Annotated in this window: 18 protein-coding genes; 7 read left to right on the top strand and 11 right to left on the bottom strand. The window is 36.4% G+C overall.

The window, feature by feature from the left end:
* Positions 1 to 44: 44 nt before the first annotated feature.
* The gene (locus BK579_RS11385) at positions 45 to 1,679 is read right to left on the bottom strand and encodes a Na/Pi cotransporter family protein (RefSeq protein WP_078545630.1); all 1,635 of its coding nucleotides are present in this window, start codon (positions 1,677 to 1,679) and stop codon (positions 45 to 47) included.
* A gap of 208 nt (positions 1,680 to 1,887) precedes the next feature.
* Here BK579_RS11385 and BK579_RS11380 point away from each other — a divergent pair, with 208 nt between their 5' ends.
* The 3 genes from BK579_RS11380 to ispG all read left to right on the top strand — a co-directional run bounded on the left by BK579_RS11380 (position 1,888) and on the right by ispG (position 4,570).
* Complete coding sequence (locus BK579_RS11380; RefSeq protein WP_169891122.1) at positions 1,888 to 2,655, top strand: DUF1189 domain-containing protein; 768 nt, start codon at positions 1,888 to 1,890, stop codon at positions 2,653 to 2,655.
* Between the two features lie 266 nt (positions 2,656 to 2,921).
* Positions 2,922 to 3,260, top strand: coding sequence for a LysM peptidoglycan-binding domain-containing protein (locus tag BK579_RS11375; protein ID WP_078545626.1), 339 nt, complete (start codon positions 2,922 to 2,924; stop codon positions 3,258 to 3,260).
* Between the two features lie 191 nt (positions 3,261 to 3,451).
* Positions 3,452 to 4,570, top strand: a complete 1,119-nt coding sequence (gene ispG / locus BK579_RS11370) for a flavodoxin-dependent (E)-4-hydroxy-3-methylbut-2-enyl-diphosphate synthase (RefSeq protein WP_204524781.1) — start codon at positions 3,452 to 3,454, stop codon at positions 4,568 to 4,570.
* A 129-nt stretch (positions 4,571 to 4,699) separates the two neighbouring features.
* Here the strand turns inward: ispG and BK579_RS11365 are convergent, their stop codons facing one another.
* Positions 4,700 to 4,906 carry a hypothetical protein gene (locus BK579_RS11365; protein WP_078545622.1) on the bottom strand — a complete coding sequence of 69 codons (207 nt, stop codon included), beginning with the start codon at positions 4,904 to 4,906 and terminating at the stop codon, positions 4,700 to 4,702.
* Between the two features lie 66 nt (positions 4,907 to 4,972).
* Positions 4,973 to 5,365, bottom strand: coding sequence for a DUF308 domain-containing protein (locus BK579_RS11360; protein ID WP_078545620.1), 393 nt, complete (start codon positions 5,363 to 5,365; stop codon positions 4,973 to 4,975).
* A 152-nt stretch (positions 5,366 to 5,517) separates the two neighbouring features.
* Here BK579_RS11360 and BK579_RS11355 point away from each other — a divergent pair, with 152 nt between their 5' ends.
* Positions 5,518 to 6,093 (top strand): hypothetical protein, encoded by a 576-nt coding sequence (locus BK579_RS11355; protein ID WP_078545618.1) that lies wholly within the window; start codon positions 5,518 to 5,520, stop codon positions 6,091 to 6,093.
* Positions 6,094 to 6,846: 753 nt separating this feature from the next.
* Here the strand turns inward: BK579_RS11355 and BK579_RS11350 are convergent.
* From BK579_RS11350 to BK579_RS11340, 3 genes are read right to left on the bottom strand one after another with little or no spacing between them, the layout of a single operon-like run.
* Complete coding sequence (locus BK579_RS11350; protein WP_078545616.1) at positions 6,847 to 7,257, bottom strand: zinc uptake transcriptional repressor Zur; 411 nt, start codon at positions 7,255 to 7,257, stop codon at positions 6,847 to 6,849.
* Positions 7,254 to 8,096, bottom strand: coding sequence for a metal ABC transporter permease (locus BK579_RS11345; protein WP_078545614.1), 843 nt, complete (start codon positions 8,094 to 8,096; stop codon positions 7,254 to 7,256). Before BK579_RS11345 ends, BK579_RS11350 begins: the two co-directional genes overlap by 4 nt.
* Positions 8,093 to 8,857 carry a metal ABC transporter ATP-binding protein gene (locus tag BK579_RS11340; protein WP_235848567.1) on the bottom strand — a complete coding sequence of 255 codons (765 nt, stop codon included), beginning with the start codon at positions 8,855 to 8,857 and terminating at the stop codon, positions 8,093 to 8,095. The genes BK579_RS11345 and BK579_RS11340 overlap by 4 nt, the downstream gene beginning before the upstream one ends.
* Positions 8,858 to 8,998: 141 nt before the next feature.
* On the opposite strand from BK579_RS11340, the gene BK579_RS11335 reads away from it, so the two are divergent.
* Positions 8,999 to 9,328: a DUF2624 domain-containing protein gene (locus BK579_RS11335; protein WP_235848405.1), complete on the top strand. Its 330-nt coding sequence runs from the start codon at positions 8,999 to 9,001 to the stop codon at positions 9,326 to 9,328.
* Between the two features lie 110 nt (positions 9,329 to 9,438).
* Here BK579_RS11335 and BK579_RS11330 read toward each other — a convergent pair whose 3' ends face one another.
* On the bottom strand, positions 9,439 to 10,332 hold the full coding sequence (locus tag BK579_RS11330) for a deoxyribonuclease IV (protein WP_078545610.1): 894 nt from the start codon (positions 10,330 to 10,332) through the stop codon (positions 9,439 to 9,441).
* A gap of 38 nt (positions 10,333 to 10,370) precedes the next feature.
* The gene (locus BK579_RS11325; protein ID WP_078545608.1) at positions 10,371 to 11,684 is read right to left on the bottom strand and encodes a DEAD/DEAH box helicase; all 1,314 of its coding nucleotides are present in this window, start codon (positions 11,682 to 11,684) and stop codon (positions 10,371 to 10,373) included.
* A gap of 295 nt (positions 11,685 to 11,979) precedes the next feature.
* On the opposite strand from BK579_RS11325, the gene vrrA reads away from it, so the two are divergent.
* Positions 11,980 to 12,615 (top strand): VrrA/YqfQ family protein, encoded by a 636-nt coding sequence (vrrA, locus tag BK579_RS11320; RefSeq protein ID WP_078545606.1) that lies wholly within the window; start codon positions 11,980 to 11,982, stop codon positions 12,613 to 12,615.
* Between the two features lie 152 nt (positions 12,616 to 12,767).
* On the top strand, positions 12,768 to 13,706 hold the full coding sequence (locus BK579_RS11315) for a 4-hydroxy-3-methylbut-2-enyl diphosphate reductase (RefSeq protein WP_078545604.1): 939 nt from the start codon (positions 12,768 to 12,770) through the stop codon (positions 13,704 to 13,706).
* A 581-nt stretch (positions 13,707 to 14,287) separates the two neighbouring features.
* On the opposite strand, the gene BK579_RS11310 is transcribed toward BK579_RS11315, so the two are convergent.
* From BK579_RS11310 to cccA, 3 genes are all read right to left on the bottom strand, one after another.
* Complete coding sequence (locus tag BK579_RS11310) at positions 14,288 to 15,409, bottom strand: Nif3-like dinuclear metal center hexameric protein (protein WP_078545602.1); 1,122 nt, start codon at positions 15,407 to 15,409, stop codon at positions 14,288 to 14,290.
* Positions 15,402 to 16,109, bottom strand: coding sequence for a tRNA (adenine(22)-N(1))-methyltransferase (locus tag BK579_RS11305; protein ID WP_078545600.1), 708 nt, complete (start codon positions 16,107 to 16,109; stop codon positions 15,402 to 15,404). The genes BK579_RS11310 and BK579_RS11305 overlap by 8 nt, the downstream gene beginning before the upstream one ends.
* A gap of 170 nt (positions 16,110 to 16,279) precedes the next feature.
* Positions 16,280 to 16,636 (bottom strand): cytochrome c550, encoded by a 357-nt coding sequence (gene cccA / locus BK579_RS11300; protein ID WP_078545598.1) that lies wholly within the window; start codon positions 16,634 to 16,636, stop codon positions 16,280 to 16,282.
* Positions 16,637 to 16,713: the final 77 nt, after the last annotated feature.

Here is a 16,713-nt window from a genome sequence, read left to right as displayed (position 1 = left end):
AATAACTCCCTTGCATCTATTATATATGTTTAATTAGTAGTGGTTCAATTTTCTTCGCCTAACACAGCTTCAGCAATATTTACTGCATGATCGCCAACACGTTCAAGGTTACTGATAATGTCAACAAAGACAATGCCAGAAAGTCCTGTGCATTCTCCTTCATTTAATCGAAGGATGTGCTTTTTACGTAGTGTACGTTCCATATTATCAATCTGATCTTCTTTTTTAACAACTTCGCGGGCTGCAGCTTTATCATTATCTTCAAGAGCTTTAATTGCCTGCTTAACAGTTGAAATTGTAAGTTCAAACATGTCTTCAAGATCTTGCATAGCAGCATCAGTAAGCTTTAATTTATTGTTTACTTGATGATCAACTAATTCAATTACATTTTCAAAATGGTCACCAATTCTCTCAATATCACGAACAGTGTCCATTAAGATTGAATGTTCTTCAGACTCTGCTTGTGAAAGAGAAGCAGAAGATAAGCGCACAAGATAATCGGTAATCTTTCGATCCAAGTTATTAATTGCATCTTCTAACTGTAGTCCCATATCAGCGTGTTTTTGTGATCTCGTTTTTAGATAGTTATTTGATTCTTCCAAACCAATTGATGCGAATTGACCCATTCTGATTACTTCTTCTTTTGCTTGTCCTAAAGCAATAGAAGGAGATTGTTCAATAAACATCGGATCAAGATGCTTCGCTTTATATTCAATTGCTGAATCTTCGCCAGGAATTAACTTTGTAACAATATAAGCTAAGACCGCAATGAAAGGTAACTGTAGTATTGTGTTTGTCGTATTAAAAATACCATGAGCAAAAGCAATCGTCATTTCCGGATTTAACCCAAGGTTTTCTCTAATAATACCGATAAGTGAATTAAATGGTGTAAGTAATATTAGGAAAATAGCTGTCCCTATAAGGTTGAAAATAACGTGTGTTAACGCAGCACGTCTCGCAGCAACAGTTGCACCTATTGATGCTAATACCGCTGTAATTGTCGTACCGATATTATCTCCAAATAGTACAGGTAAAGCTGCATCTTGAGTAATTAATCCTTGCCCAAAAAGCTCTTGTAAAATACCTATCGTTGCACTTGAACTTTGAACAATAACTGTAAATACTGTTCCAATTACAACCCCAAGAATAGGATTGTCACTCATTGTAACTGTTAAGTCATGGAAGGCTTGAAGTCCACGTAATGGTTTCATCCCATCACCCATCATTTCTAAGCCCAGGAATAAAGTACCAAATCCAAACACTAATTGCCCTATGTTATGAATTCTTTTATTTTTAAAGAAAAACAATAGAATGGCTCCCACAGCAATTATTGGTAAGGAATAATCAGAGATTTTTATCCCAATAATGAATGCAGTAACTGTTGTACCAATATTGGCACCCATGATAACACCAATTGCCTGTTTTAAATTCATAAAACCAGCACTAACAAGTCCAACCGTAATAACTGTTGTTCCGCTACTTGTTTGTAATAGAACTGTTACAAAAATACCTGCTAGTACACCCATTAATGGGTTCGTAGTAAAACGATCAAGAATATCTCGAAGCTTGTCCCCAGCTGTTTTTTGTAACCCATCACCCATGTATTTAATCCCAAAAAGGAAAATACCGAGTCCACCAACAAACTCAAATATCATTTTCTGAATATCAAGTTCTGTCATTGTTTCAACCCCTACATATGTATTTAATTTCTTTTTTCGACATAAGTCTACAAACACCTTTAAAAATATAACTCAGTGTAAAATTTTTGTAAAGATTTTTATCTTAATTATTAAGATTTTGTAAATGAATTTTATTTGTTCAGTTCTTGTATATTTCATAACATAAAGCTACAATTATGTAGAATTAATAATGATGGGTAGGTTATTTATGTCTATATTTAAGCAATTTATTTTAAGTCTTTATTCACCAAAGGATATTGCACGATTTCGTTTTCAAGGAATTGGAAAAACGATCTTATATGTGTTTTTTCTAGCTTTTCTATCACTATTACCAAGTGCTATCTATATGAGTACTGATATTAATAACGGGGTACGGTCATTAGATGCTACATTTAATGATAAAAATCTTCCGGGGTTTGAAATAAATAATGGCTCACTAATTAGTAATAGTGATGAGCCCTTTATTTCAGATCAAGGTCAATACGTGATTATCATTGATGATACAAATACCGTTTCTATTGATGATGTGAAGAATTATAAAAATGCAGTCGCTTTTTTATCAACAAGCATGGTGATTTCCGCAAATTATCAATCTGAAAGTATTGAATATGCCCTATTCGAAGGGATGAATTTAACTAGTACCGATATTTCTTCCTTTATAGATTCGATAAAATCTTCATTGCCTATCATTGTCCCAGTAATGTTGACTATCATGTACATTTTCACAAGTGGGATAAAGTTTATTGAAGTGTCAATACTTGGTATCGTCGGATTAGCCATTAGAAACATTCTACGCCTTAATTTAAAATATCGTCACACATGGGTGGTAGCAGCTTATAGCATGACAATTACCACCGTGTTTTTCGCCATTATGGATGCCTTAAAAATAAGTGTACCTCTCTCTGGATTATTAAACTGGTTTATTGTTACTGTTATGATGTATCTCGTATTAAAGGAAATACCGAGGCGGAAATAACAAATGATGATGCTCGGATTCATTTTTATGAGTCTGAGCTTTTTTATTTAATTTTATCGTTTTTTATCATAAATAAGTTGGACAAGCATATGTTGGAATAATAAGGTGTTTAGGCAGAAATCTTATTGCGATTATCGTACATTCCAACAACCTTGAACAAAGAGTACTGGTATTTTTCTAAGAGATAAAAAGAAGGCAGAAGGAACTAATTTTATTGATTAGAAAAGAGCCGTGAATAAAGATATCCTAATCTAGGGGGCTTTTTTATGAAAAAAATGGGTGGATTTATTATATTTTTCTTTATTTTGTATATTATTTATCATGACATATCAATTGGCACTCTCCCTGTTGCAAAAGGAGAGAATAACATAGTAGAGGAACAAGCAGTAGAAGTAGCTGCCGAGGAAGTATCACCTTCCTTCCCTTATCAAGAGGTTGAAATAAAGGCTGGAGATACTCTCCTTTCTTTAGTAGAAAGTCTTAATGATGGGAATTCTTCTAACAGATCAATATCTTCTATAATTAATGATTTTGAGGAACTGAATCCAGGAGTGAAGGCTAATTCATTAAAAATTGGTCAAGTTTATAAGATTCCGACCTATTAAATTTTAATCATGCTTCTTGTCAATTTCCTATCTACACTGTTACAATATGTCAGAAGAAGCGAAAAGCGTAAGCAACTTAATACAGGTGTAACATCTGCTTTAAGTTGTCGGTTTATATTAAGACATTTTAACAAGTAAAAACTGATAAACCTTTTTAGTTAACATAGAAGGAGCGATTATTCGTGAATGAAATTGTTCATCGTACGAAAACACGTCCAGTTAAAGTAGGAAATTTAACAATCGGCGGAAATAATGAAGTAGTAATCCAAAGTATGACTACGACAAAAACACATGATGTCGAAGCAACGGTTGCTGAGATTTTGCGACTAGAGGAAGCTGGATGTCAAGTCGTTCGTGTTGCATGTCCTGATGAAAGAGCGGCAAACGCTATTTCAGAAATTAAAAAGCGCATTAACATTCCTTTAGTTGTTGATATTCATTTTGATTATAAGCTTGCTCTTAAGGCAATTGAAGGCGGAGCAGATAAAATTCGTATTAATCCAGGTAATATTGGACGAAGAGAAAAAGTCGAAGCTGTTGTAAATGCTGCGAAAGCTAAGGGCATTCCAATTCGTATTGGTGTTAATGCCGGATCTTTAGAGAAACGGATTATCGAAAAATACGGTTACCCAACTGCTGATGGAATGGTCGAAAGTGCATTACATCATATAAAAATCTTAGAAGATCTCGATTTTTACGATATTATCGTTTCAATGAAGGCCTCTGATGTGAATCTTGCAATTGAAGCCTATGACAAAGCTGCAAGAGCATTTGATTATCCATTACACTTAGGGATTACAGAGTCAGGGACACTTTTTGCAGGTACCGTTAAAAGTGCTGCAGGACTTGGTGCTATTCTTAGCAAGGGAATTGGAAACACAGTTCGTATTTCACTAAGTGCTGACCCTGTTGAAGAAGTAAAGGTTGCTCGTGAATTACTTAAATCCTTTGGTCTCTCTTCCAATGCTGCTACACTTATTTCATGTCCAACTTGCGGGCGAATTGAAATTGATTTAATCAGCATTGCAAATGATGTTGAGGAATACATTTCAACCATTAAAGCACCGATTAAAGTTGCTGTACTCGGTTGTGCTGTAAATGGACCTGGTGAGGCTCGTGAAGCTGATATCGGGATTGCAGGTGCTCGAGGTGAAGGGTTATTATTCCGTCATGGTAAAATTGTGCGTAAAGTACCTGAAGAAACAATGGTTGAGGAATTAAAGAAAGAAATCGATAAAATTGCTGAAGAATATTTTGCGAAAAAGGCTTTGGAAGAACAAGAACAAGAAGCTGAAGTAACACCAAAATAATATGCAGGCTGGCGGATTATTCCGTCAGCCTTTTTTGCTATCGTTTCTAGCTTCTGTCGCCATTAGTTCTCTGGTTCAAAGCTTAATCGCTCTAGAATACAGTAAGTGGGCCAACGCATCTTTTGTTATTTATTCAGGTTTCCCACTGATTCGTATAGCAGGAGTATTATTGTTCATATATGTAGGCGCAATTTCCCTACCTTCGTCACTACCTTCATAAAACTCATCATTTAGCTTTTGATTAGTTTGCTCGATGTCATGTCCTTCTGTTCTCATCTGACTATCTTCTAAAGTTTGATTGATCTTCATGTTTGCATTTTCCGTTTCATTAGCCACAATAACCCCACCTTTATTTTAAAAGAGGGACCCTTTTTAGGGGTCCCCGCTTCTTATATAGTTATATTAGAATCTGAAAAATGGGAGAATAAAGATGCCTACAATAATTGATACAGCACCAATACCTATTGCCCAAGCTCCTAACCCAGTTGCACCTCTTCTACGTGCAATAAAGCCAATGATAATGCCTGCTGCTCCCATAAGAACAGGCATGACAAATAGTGAAATAATTGATAATGCAAGAGCTAACCATCCTAGACCAGCTCCACCAACACCCGTATTATCTTCCACATTATTCATTTCTCTAACGGGCTCTCTCTCACCAACCGGAGTGAACGGAGGTACCACTTCAGCAGCTGTTTCCTCGGTATAGTCCGAATACGTGTTAGCACCTAGATTCGGATCGACCGCATGATTTTCATCATAGTCAGTTCCTACACGTTTGTTATCTTCTGCCATGTTTAATCCCTCGCTTTCCTTAATGGTTAGAAGCATTTATTATTATGGATGAATTCCGTGTAGAATATGATTGTTAATGTTTTCTTTAAATGAAATATTAATGTAATCATGATAAACTTATATCATCTGTGTACTTTAAGGAGGAAATTAAAATGAGTAAAAAGTTCGGAATCGATATTGATGGTACATTAACATGTCCAAGTACCTTTGTTCCATATATAAACGAATCTTTTAATATGAGTATTACTCTTGATGATATGAAGGAATATAATTTGTTGCCTTTATTGGGGATAAGTGAGCAACAATTTTGGAATTGGATGGATGAAAAAGAGCCAATTATCTATCGAAATTCTCCATTAGCAGAACACGCTAAATCTGTCATTAATGACTGGAAAGATACACATGAATTGATTTACATAAGCGCTCGAAGAAATCACTTATTTGATATAACAAAAGATTGGTTTAACGAAAACCTTGTTCATTACCACGACATTGAACTTATCGGAACACATAATAAATTAGCAGCGGTTAAAAAACATGGAGTTGACCTCTTTTTTGAGGACAAGCATGATAATGCATGTGACATTAGTGAGGAATGTGATATACCTGTCATTCTTTTTAATACACCATATAATCAAGAACCGATTCCAAAAAACGTCGTGAGGGTTAATAATTGGTTAGAAGCTAGAGATTGGGTGAATTATTGGTATAAGGGTGAAGCAAGATAGTTTTTATTTTGCGTCTCCGCTGTAAATAAATTAGGTTGTGGAGTTCCAATCGCTGCGATCAACTTGCTTTCCGCGGGGCGGTCCGTGAGCCTCCTCGTCGCTCCCTGAGCTCCTGTGGGGTCTCACGTGACCGCTATATCCCGCAGGAGTCAAGTGGCTCTCCGCTCAGTCCACATATGGGAGCACACATTTTCATTCACTATAGTGCTAATTAATTAGCATTGGAGTTATCTGAAAAATTAGGTTTGGAGATACGTCTATTTGGGAGCAAATGCAACATAGAAGGCCTATGGTTTACTTCCTACCTGTTCTCGCTCAGACAACTAAATCATAGAAGGCCTATGATTTACTTTCTCCTTCTTTTCGCTCAGACAACTGGATCATAGAAGGCCTATGATTCACTTTCTCCTTGTTTTCGCTCAAGCAACTAAATCATAGAAGGCCTATGATTTACTTTCTCCCTGTTTTCGCTCAGACAACTGGATCATAGGAGGATTATGATTCACTTTCTCCTTGTTTTCGCTCAAGCAACTAAATCATAGAAGGCCTATGATTTACTTTCTCCCTGTTTTCGCTTCTGCAACTAGTTCATAGAGAGCCTTTAATCACTTCATACATAAGGGGTGCACACCTTTTGCATTATGCCGCGAATCTTCATTATGGTTGCCACTGCGCCTTGAGCAACCTTTCCTATTCACCATAAAAAAACCTTAGATAGTGATATACACTCATTCTAAGGTTTTTTAGATATTATTAAATACACTGTGGACAGGTTCCATAAATCTCAAACTTATGTCCGGAAATTTCATATCCTTTTAAGTTTTCAGCTAACCCATCCATCGGGCATGATTCAATTTCCTTTGTTTTACCACAGTCTAAACAGATGAAATGATGATGATGCTTCTTGGTAGCACATGTAAAACGAAAATGCTTTTCCCCAGATAGCTCAGTGCTTTCTAAGATTCCAAGTTCAACAAACGTTGATAAATTACGGTAAATCGTATCAAAACTCAGGCCTGGATAATCATCCTTCATGTTATCTAGGACATCTTTAGCGGTTAAATATTTATCCTGCTTTGAAAAGACTTCAAGCATCTCTTCCCTCTTACCTGTATGCTTGAATCCTTTTTCCTTCATTAATTCAAGTGCTTGTGTTACATTCATTTAGCTCTTCCTCTCCACCACTTTTTCCATGAAATTGCGCCGATTAAAATGAATACAGCTAGAACGACAATGGTTCCACCAGGTGCTAAATCTAAGTAATAGGATAAAAATAAACCAATAATAACAGACATTTCTCCAAATAAGATTGACAAAAAGATCGTTTGTTTAAACCCTTTTGCAATTCTCATACTAGCAGCTACCGGGAGAGTCATTAAAGATGATACAAGTAAAATCCCGACAATCCTCATCGATGCCGCAATCACTAGCGCAACAATAATGATAAATAGAAAATGAAGTGATTTAGCACGTACTCCTGTCACTACTGCATGTTCTTCATCAAATGAAAGTAAAAATAATTCCTTATATAAGAAAAATACAACTAACACAACCAGGATTGTAATCCCAAGAACAGTCCACAAGTCACTCCTGCTTACCGCACTAACACTACCGAATAAATACATAAATAAATCCGTGTTAAAGCCATCTGCAAGTGAGATAAAGATGACACCAATACCTATCCCTCCCGAGAGGATAATTGGTACTGCAAGCTCTTGATAATGCTTGTAGACGATTCTTAATCGTTCAATGAATAATGAGCCGATAACAGAGAAGGTCATACCCATGTACAATGGATTTAGACCTTGGAAAAACCCTAACTTTTTTTCTAAAAATAAACTCGCTGCAATGCCTGCTAAGGTTACATGGCTTAAAGCATCTGCAATTAAGGATAATCGTCTAACAACAATAAATACACCCAATAACGGAGCAATAAAACCGATTAGAATTCCTGTGAAAAAGGCATTTTGTAAAAACTCATATTGAAACAGTCCTGTTATCAATGCTGATGACCTCCATGACTATGATCATGTGTAATAACATGTACATGATGACCATAAAATTCAGACAAATCCTTTTCTTTGAATTCATCAAACTCGTGTGCACTGCCATGGAAATGTAAATGTTTGTTTAAGCAAGCAACATGTGTGACTTTGTCACTAACCGTTCCCACATCATGGGTAACAAGAATAAGAGTAATTCCTAATCGCTTATTTAAATCTTCTAGTAAGTTGTAAAAACTTTGAACAGTTTGTGCATCCACTCCAACCGTTGGCTCATCTAATATCAGCAATTCTGGTTGACTAACAAGTGCACGCGCAATAAAAACACGTTGTTGTTGCCCACCTGACAATTCCCCTATATTTTGATACATAAATTCCGACATTCCAACAGAAGCAATCGATTCTTTCACCATATTTTTGTCTTCTAAAGTGAGAAAACGAAACATACCTATTTTAGAAGTAAGACCACTTGAAACCACTTCAAATACTGTAGCAGGAAATCCAGTATTAAAGCTGTTTGCCTTTTGTGAAACAAATCCTATTTTATGCTTTTCTTTAAATTTAGCGCTTTCTATTCCAAAAATCTTGATTGACCCTTGTTGCGGTCTTACAAGACCCAAGATGCATTTTAACAATGTCGACTTCCCTGAACCATTTGGACCGACCAAACCTAGAAAAGCACCTTTCGGAATACTCATATTTATATTCTCAAGAACATTCCGTTCTTCATATCGAAACGATACATTCGATATTTCTAGTATTCCTTGATGATCTTTGCTCAAAAATATCACCTTACTTTTTCTATTAATTAAGAACCGTTACGATTTATCATTAATGAAGTATACAGGAATTCTATCCCTTTTGTAAAGTGAATTTACTTTATAAAAATTGCGCTTCATCAAATGATAGAAAATCTTCACATCACTGCATCTATTTCCATAGAGTACAATAAGGAAGGTGGAAATGCTATGAATATTTATCACAAAATCGTCAATCAAAAGATCAAAACTCTCACTGTTGATGAACTTCTGTCTTATAGTAGCCAATATGACATTCCATTAACAAAACCGCAGGCACAAAAAGCAATAAAATACTTAAGATCAAAAGCTGATACGAAAATTGATATTTTTGACGCAGAAGAAAGAAAAAAACTTTTGAGAGAAATTGCGAAGGTTACAAGTCCTGATGTAGCGCGACAATTAAACAGTCTATTTAATCAATTTGCAAAATAAGAAATGATAAAATGAAAATGAGACATGATTATCCTCTTTTTAAGATGCATCACTTCTACTTACACAGAAGTGATGCATCTTTGATTAAGGAAATAACCATGTCTCTTATCTTAGCCTTGCATAATTTTTTGTAATAACGCTGGATCAAACGTTTTGTTTTTGAGCATCTCTATCTCATATCCATAAGGTGGCATCTTACTGTTTTTATCCTCACCGACATATGGTGTTTCAAGAATTTTAGGGATACTTTGGAGAGACTCATGATGAACAATATAACTTAATGCATCGAAACCAATATGACCAAAACCAATGTTCTCATGTCTATCTTTTCTTGCACCGCGCTCATTTTTACTATCATTTACATGTAAAACCTTAATACGGTCAATGCCAATCAGTTTATCAAATTCATTTAATACACCATCAAAATCCTCTACAATATTGTAGCCAGAATCATGGGTATGGCAAGTGTCAAAACATACTGAGATTTTTTCGTTATGTGTAACACCATCAATAATTTTTGCTAACTCTTCAAAGCTACTTCCACACTCAGAACCCTTTCCAGCCATAGTCTCAAGGGCTATTTGGACATTTTGATCCTTCGTAATAACTTCATTTAGACCTTCAATAATTTTATTGATTCCACATTCAGCGCCTGCGCCTACATGGGCACCTGGATGTAGAACAATCTGGGTAGCTCCTAAAGCATCTGTACGTTCAATTTCAGACCTTAAGAAGCGAACACCCAAATCAAATGTATCCGGGTTCGTTGTATTCCCTATATTTATAATGTATGGAGCATGCACAACAATATCACTCATGCCATTTTCAGCCATATGTGCAAGGCCTGCCTCAATATTTAAGTCTTCAATTTTCTTTCTTCTAGTGTTTTGAGGTGCTCCTGTATAAATCATGAACGTGTTTGAGCCATAGCTAACAGCCTCTTCACTTGCTGCTAAAAGCATATTTTTCCCACTCATTGAAACATGTGAACCAATCTTCAACATAAATGTCTCCTCCATTCTCCCTTTAACTCTTAATTACCTTACTTTTTTCTATTATTAATTCGTCGCTCACGTTTTTTTATTTTATCCATTTCTTGTGTCATTTTCTTCTTATAACCCGGCTTTACCTTGCTAGGCTTTCGCACAAGACTTTTTGCTTTGACATCTACTTCATCAGTTTGCCTTACACGAGTTCTACGACGATTTCTTTCCCCGATTTTAACCAATTCACCTTTTTCAATATCCATGTTAGTAAAAGTGATTCCCATTTTTTCAAGCTTGTTTAATGCATCCTCATCACTTGGTTCATAGATCGTGGCTGCGATTCCTGAATAACCAGCACGAGCTGTTCTACCTACGCGGTGTATATAAAAATCAAGATCTGATGGTAATTCATAATTAATGATATGACTTACGCCTTCTATATCAATACCTCTTGCAGCCAAGTCTGATGCAATAATGAATTGATATTCTAAGTCTGCAACCTGCTTCATTACTTTTTTACGTTCTCTCGGAGATAATCCACCATGGATACGCCCTACACGTAAACCTTTTTCTAATAACCCATCAGCGACTATATCAGCCATTTTTTTTGTGTTCGTAAAAACGATTGCTAAGTAAGGGTTATATAAAGTAAGCATTTCATGTAACAGCTGTACCTTTTTACGATGCCTAGCCGGAATTAATACATGCTCAACTTTTGCAGCTGTAACTTGTTTAGGTGCAACATGAGTGTATTTTGGGTTGTCCATATATTTCTTTAAGAACGGCTTTAATTTTTCTGGAATGGTGGCCGAGAAAACAAGAATTTGTAATTTTTCTGGCATTGCTGCTGCAATCTGATCCACATCCTTGATGAATCCCATATCAAGCATTAAATCTGCTTCATCAACAATTAAGCTTTTGGCCGTATGTACAAACAATGCTTGTGCCTTTATCAAATCATTAATTCTACCTGGTGTACCTACGACAATATGCGGCTGAGTTTTTAACTTCTCAATTGTTCGCTGTTTATCTGTTCCACCTACAAAAAGCTTTGAAGTTAACTCATTTTCACCTTCTGTATGTTTTATAATCTTTTGAACTTCTTTATGGATTTGTGATGCTAATTCACGGGTTGGAGCAGTGACGACTAATTGAACCTCTTGTATTGTTGCAGAAATTCGGTCAATTGTTGGCAATAGATATGCGTGTGTTTTTCCAGTACCTGTCTGGGATTGTCCAATTGCATTTTCTCCACGGTGAATAGCTGGTATTAATCTTTCTTGAATCTCTGTTGGTGATGTGAATCCTAATTCGTTAACAGCTTCTATTATAAATGGCTGCAGTTGAAATCTTTTAAATTGATTGTCCATTTTTAAAACCCCTTATATCGTTCACGTTTTATTTTATTCTTCCTTAAAACGATCCTTTTATCACAACAAACCATTATAGCAATATTTGTTGAAAAAAACCAATTCTTGGAGTATATATTTAAAGTTTCTTGCCTAATCTCAACATTCCCAAAAACATTTAACAACTAATCGCATAACCTAATGTGAAGGAATTTATAATTACGTAATCATATTTTGTTATGATCATTAAAATTACATTCGATAACCTTCATATAAATTTGAAATACATTTGGCAACTTTGAAAGGAGGAAATAAAATGTTTTTTCCTGGTAGGGGTATGGGAATGCCACCTATGGGCCCTCAAAATTTTTCGGGTGCTGGCCTTCCCGCCCAAGGAACGAGCCGTGCAGGTGGTGGCTTTTTAAGTAAACTTTTATCTGGATTTAAAGGTGGAGGCGGAGCAGCCTCACAAACAGCAGGAATGATGCAGGGGGGGATGAATCCTGCCAATTTTATGCAAGGTGCCGTAAACCCTGCAAATTTCATGGGAGCTGGTGCTAATGCAGCCAATACAGCCAATGCTGCTACAGGCCTTGCTAGTGGTGGATTAAAAAGATTAACTAATCCTGCAAACTTAAGTGCTATGTTAGGTAATGTTCAGAAGGCTTTGCACACAGCAGAATCAGTGATGCCAATGGTACAGCAATATGGACCATTAGTAAAGAATATTCCTTCAATGTTAAAGCTTTATAAAGAATTAAATAATAGTGATGATACTGAAGACACTGAGGAAGATACTAAACAAAAGAAGAAGGAATCAAAGAAAAAAAGTACAAATAAAGATTCAGTGGATGATGAACAAGAAAAAGAAAGAGATTTACCTGTTGAAAAAGAAAAGAAGAAAACTACAAAGAAGTCAGCAGGACAGTCTATGCCAAAGCTCTATATTTAAATTATAAGGATGTTTATTCCGATACAAACTAAGGAATAGTAAAGAATGTCAGCACTTTGTATTTTTGTCCTCACTCAGATATAATAATAAGAGATTACGAGAGTTAGAAAGCTCTTAACTTGATAAAAAGCCTTAACTAGAGGAGGGCAACAATGGAAATTATCAAAATCGCACCACGTGGCTATTGCTATGGTGTAGTGGATGCAATGGTGATTGCAAAAAACGCGGCATTAGATAAATCATTACCTAGACCAATCTTCATACTAGGAATGATTGTTCATAATAAACATGTAACAGATGCTTTTGAAGAGGAAGGGATTATCACTTTAGATGGTCCAAATCGACTGGAAATCCTTAAAGGTGTTGATGAAGGAACAGTTATTTTCACAGCACATGGTGTTTCTCCAGAAGTAAAAAAGCTTGCGCAGGAAAAAGGTCTCGTGACAATTGATGCAACCTGCCCTGATGTAACTAAAACTCACGATTTAATAAACGAGAAAAAAGCTGAAGGGTATCAAATTATATACATTGGAAAAAAAGGACATCCTGAGCCGGAGGGTGCGGTCGGGGTTGCTCCTGAAATTGTACATCTAGTTGAAACAATTACTGATGTAGAGAATCTTAACATCGGAAGCAATAAAATCATTGTTACAAACCAAACAACAATGAGTCAATGGGATGTTCAACATATCATGGAAAAAGTGCAGGAAAAGTATCCACAAACAGAAATACATCGTGAAATCTGCCTTGCAACTCAAGTAAGGCAAGAAGCTGTGGCGGAGCAGGCAAAGGCTGCCGATGTAACAATTGTAGTCGGTGATCCAAAAAGTAACAATTCAAACCGCTTGGCGCAAGTTTCAATTGAGATTGCTGGTACAAAGGCATATCGTGTGGCTGACGTGAGTGAGATTCAAGTGGAATGGTTGTTAGACGCAAAAAATGTGGCTGTAACGGCAGGTGCTTCGACACCTACTCCGATTACAAAAGAAGTTATTGCGTTTTTAGAACAGTTTGATCCAAAGGATTCATCCACATGGAATAGAGAGCGTAAGGTACCTCTTCAAAAGATTTTACCTAAAGTTAAAAAATAAAAAAAGTGGCACTAATGAAGAGTATTGTCTCTCTGTTAGTGCCACTTTTTTAGTATTCTAGCCTGATAATAACTTAGGTGGTGGGTTCCATGAGCTGCGATCCACTCGCTTTCCCTGGGGTGCTTCGTGAGCCTCCTCGTCGCCAGTGGGCTCCTGAGGGGTCTCACGAGACCACTGGATAGTGCCTCTTCGCTCATTCCACACTGAGGGGTAACATTTTCATTCACCATGGTGCGAATTTTACATTAGCATCGGTGTCTCCCCTGAAAGATCTGGTTTGTAGATACGTCTATTTGGGGCAACTGGGTCATAGAAGGCCTATGATTCACTTCCTCCTTGTTTTCGCTTAGGCATCTGAATCTTAGAAGGCTTATGATTCACTTTGGAAAGTTATTTTCGAAAATTTGTCGAATACTTTCGAAATGAAAGGTTTCACTTTCGAAATCGCATATTTTATTTTCGAACTAACGAAAATATCGATTTTTCAACAAAACTCAACAAAAGCAAAGGCTGTTACCTATATACATAAGCAACAACCCCGCATACCTTACTTCCTTAGACTACCTCTATCAAGCCATATATTAAATAAACACAAATGGATCAGTTGATTGTGTTGATGGAAACACGTTCATGTCCCACTTTTTTGTTTCTAGTTGGGAAGAGAAATAATCAGCAACGCCTTTTTTCATGATTTGTTCAATATGATGCCCTGGGTCTACTACAGAAAGTCCCATCATCATTGCGTCATGAGCCACATGGTAATAAAGATCACCTGTTACGAACACATCTGCCCCTTTGAATTTGGCTTGGGAAATATATTTGTTTCCATCTCCCCCGAGTACAGCCACCTTGTTAATTTTTTGATTAAAATCACCTACTACTCTCAATCCCTCTACATTCAACTGAGCTTTTACAAACTCAGCAAATTCCTTTAATGTCATTTCAGATGGTAAATAACCTACACGTCCTAATCCATATTCTATCCCTTGGTTATCGAGTGGGAAAATATCATAAGCTACTTCCTCGTACGGATGTGCTTTAATCATGGCCTTGATGACACTCTTTTGAAGTGATGATGGTAGGATGGTTTCAACCTTCGTCTCTTCGACGCTCTCAAGCTTTCCAACACTTCCTATAGTTGGATTTGAGTTTTCTTCTGGTAAAAACGTCCCTAGGCCTTGTGTGTTATATGTACAATGACTGTAGTTTCCAATAGATCCGGCCCCAGCTTCCCCGATAGCTCTTCTTACATCTTCTGCGTTCTCAGTCGGAACATAAACAACGAGCTTTTTTAAAGGGTCAGTATACGAGGTAGATAAGATTTCCTGCTTTTGTAATTTCAGTGCATCTGCGAGCAGATCATTGACCCCACCTTGAGCGACATCTAAGTTTGTGTGGGCAGCGTAGATTGCGATATCGTGCTTGATACACTTTTCAACAATCCGACCAACAGCTGTATCTGTTTGAATCTGCTTTAATGGTCTAAAAATAAGAGGATGATGTGCGATAATCAGATCAACCTGCACATCTATTGCTTCATCAATCACTGACTCTGTGACATCAAGGGCAATCATTAATTGATGAATAGGTTTATTCAAACTACCAATTTGGAGCCCTATTTTATCGCCTTCAAGGGCAAACTTTTTAGGTGAGTATGACTCAAATAGTTGAATCACTTCATGGCCATTAGGTACTTTATTCATTTAATACTTCCTCCACTATTGATATCTTTTGTTCGAGTTCTCTTTTTCTTTCACTATTTTCGTTCGTCATCTCAGCTTTTTCAAGGTTAGAAAGTATCGCTAACCAATGTTGTTTCTCATGCGTCCATTTCTTTATGAATGTTTGATTTTTTTCTTTTAGTAAAAATGGACCTAACAAAAGCCCCGCCTCTAGATTGGAGTAATTTGCTTGTGGTTTACCACGATCGGCAACAAGAATTTCGTAAATTTTCCCATCTTCTTCTAATATCGTTTCAGAGACAATTTGCCAACCATGATCCATTAGCCATCTACGTATATTAATAGCCCCAATATTAGGTTGTAAAATGAGGCGTCTAACTCCTTGTAATTTACTTTTACCCTCCTCTAATATCGTCGTGATGAGAGTCCCACCCATTCCAGCAATCGTTATACAATCAACCTCATTAGGTGCAATGACTTCAAGCCCATTCCCTTTTCTTACTTCAATCACTTCTTGTAAATCTGATTTAGCCACTTGCTCCACAGCTGATCGGTATGGCCCTTCGTTTATTTCTCCAGCAATCGCATTCGTAATATATCCTTTTAAAAACGCATAGCAAGGTAAATAAGCATGATCAGAACCTATATCTGCTAAAACAGACTTTTCAAGAATATTTGAGGCTACTGCCTCTAAACGTTTTGACAAACGTAATTCATTCATATATACACCACATTCTTCAATAATTTTAAGGAACTAATCTTATTATACAAAATCGCCAAAAAAAATAAAAATACTCTAAGACTCGCTAAAAAACTCAGAGAAAAAATTAGTACTGTACACAAAATAAAAGCCCTCTCCAAAGATAAGGAAAGGACTTTGTATTTTAATTCTTATAATTCGTTTAACCAAGCGACCATTTCTTCAACTTTATCTGCAGGTACAAGTCCACCTTGCATGATCCCTTTACCTTCATTAAGAATTGTTTTAATCTCTTCAGGTGAATAACGTCCACTTACACCATGTAGATCTGGACCTACTCCACCGCTGAAATCTACACCATGACATGATGAACATTTTTGTTGATAGATTTCTTCTGGTGATGCAGATGCCGTTTCTTGAGGAGCAGCTTCCTCTCCACCGTTTGCGATTTCTTCCATATTCCCTAATCCAACAAATGAAAGTAGGAACATAAGCCCGATTCCAAATATAAAAATCAAACCAAATGGAATTAATGGATTACGATTCATTCCTTTAACCTCCCTTATGTAAATACTAGTGGTTCTAATCCTATAATTATATACAAACAAATACTATTTTACTTTAA

Origin of the sequence: Litchfieldia alkalitelluris (assembly GCF_002019645.1) — a bacterium.
Taxonomy (GTDB): domain Bacteria; phylum Bacillota; class Bacilli; order Bacillales; family Bacillaceae_L; genus Litchfieldia; species Litchfieldia alkalitelluris.
This window is presented reverse-complemented; position numbering and strand designations above follow the sequence as displayed.

Bases quoted from the DNA above. Each gene is read 5' to 3' on its own strand.
- BK579_RS11315 (WP_078545604.1), top strand. From the start codon at position 12,768: ATGGAAATTATCAAAATCGCACCACGTGGCTATTGCTATGGTGTAGTG.
- BK579_RS11360 (WP_078545620.1), bottom strand. From the start codon at position 5,365: ATGGCAGAAGATAACAAACGTGTAGGAACTGACTATGATGAAAATCAT.
- cccA (WP_078545598.1), bottom strand. From the start codon at position 16,636: ATGAATCGTAATCCATTAATTCCATTTGGTTTGATTTTTATATTTGGA.
- BK579_RS11375 (WP_078545626.1), top strand. From the start codon at position 2,922: ATGAAAAAAATGGGTGGATTTATTATATTTTTCTTTATTTTGTATATT.
- BK579_RS11385 (WP_078545630.1), bottom strand. From the start codon at position 1,679: ATGACAGAACTTGATATTCAGAAAATGATATTTGAGTTTGTTGGTGGA.
- BK579_RS11350 (WP_078545616.1), bottom strand. From the start codon at position 7,257: ATGAATGTAACACAAGCACTTGAATTAATGAAGGAAAAAGGATTCAAG.
- BK579_RS11380 (WP_169891122.1), top strand. From the start codon at position 1,888: ATGTCTATATTTAAGCAATTTATTTTAAGTCTTTATTCACCAAAGGAT.
- BK579_RS11310 (WP_078545602.1), bottom strand. From the start codon at position 15,409: ATGAATAAAGTACCTAATGGCCATGAAGTGATTCAACTATTTGAGTCA.
- BK579_RS11355 (WP_078545618.1), top strand. From the start codon at position 5,518: ATGAGTAAAAAGTTCGGAATCGATATTGATGGTACATTAACATGTCCA.
- BK579_RS11305 (WP_078545600.1), bottom strand. From the start codon at position 16,109: ATGAATGAATTACGTTTGTCAAAACGTTTAGAGGCAGTAGCCTCAAAT.
- BK579_RS11335 (WP_235848405.1), top strand. From the start codon at position 8,999: ATGATAGAAAATCTTCACATCACTGCATCTATTTCCATAGAGTACAAT.
- BK579_RS11325 (WP_078545608.1), bottom strand. From the start codon at position 11,684: ATGGACAATCAATTTAAAAGATTTCAACTGCAGCCATTTATAATAGAA.
- BK579_RS11330 (WP_078545610.1), bottom strand. From the start codon at position 10,332: ATGTTGAAGATTGGTTCACATGTTTCAATGAGTGGGAAAAATATGCTT.
- vrrA (WP_078545606.1), top strand. From the start codon at position 11,980: ATGTTTTTTCCTGGTAGGGGTATGGGAATGCCACCTATGGGCCCTCAA.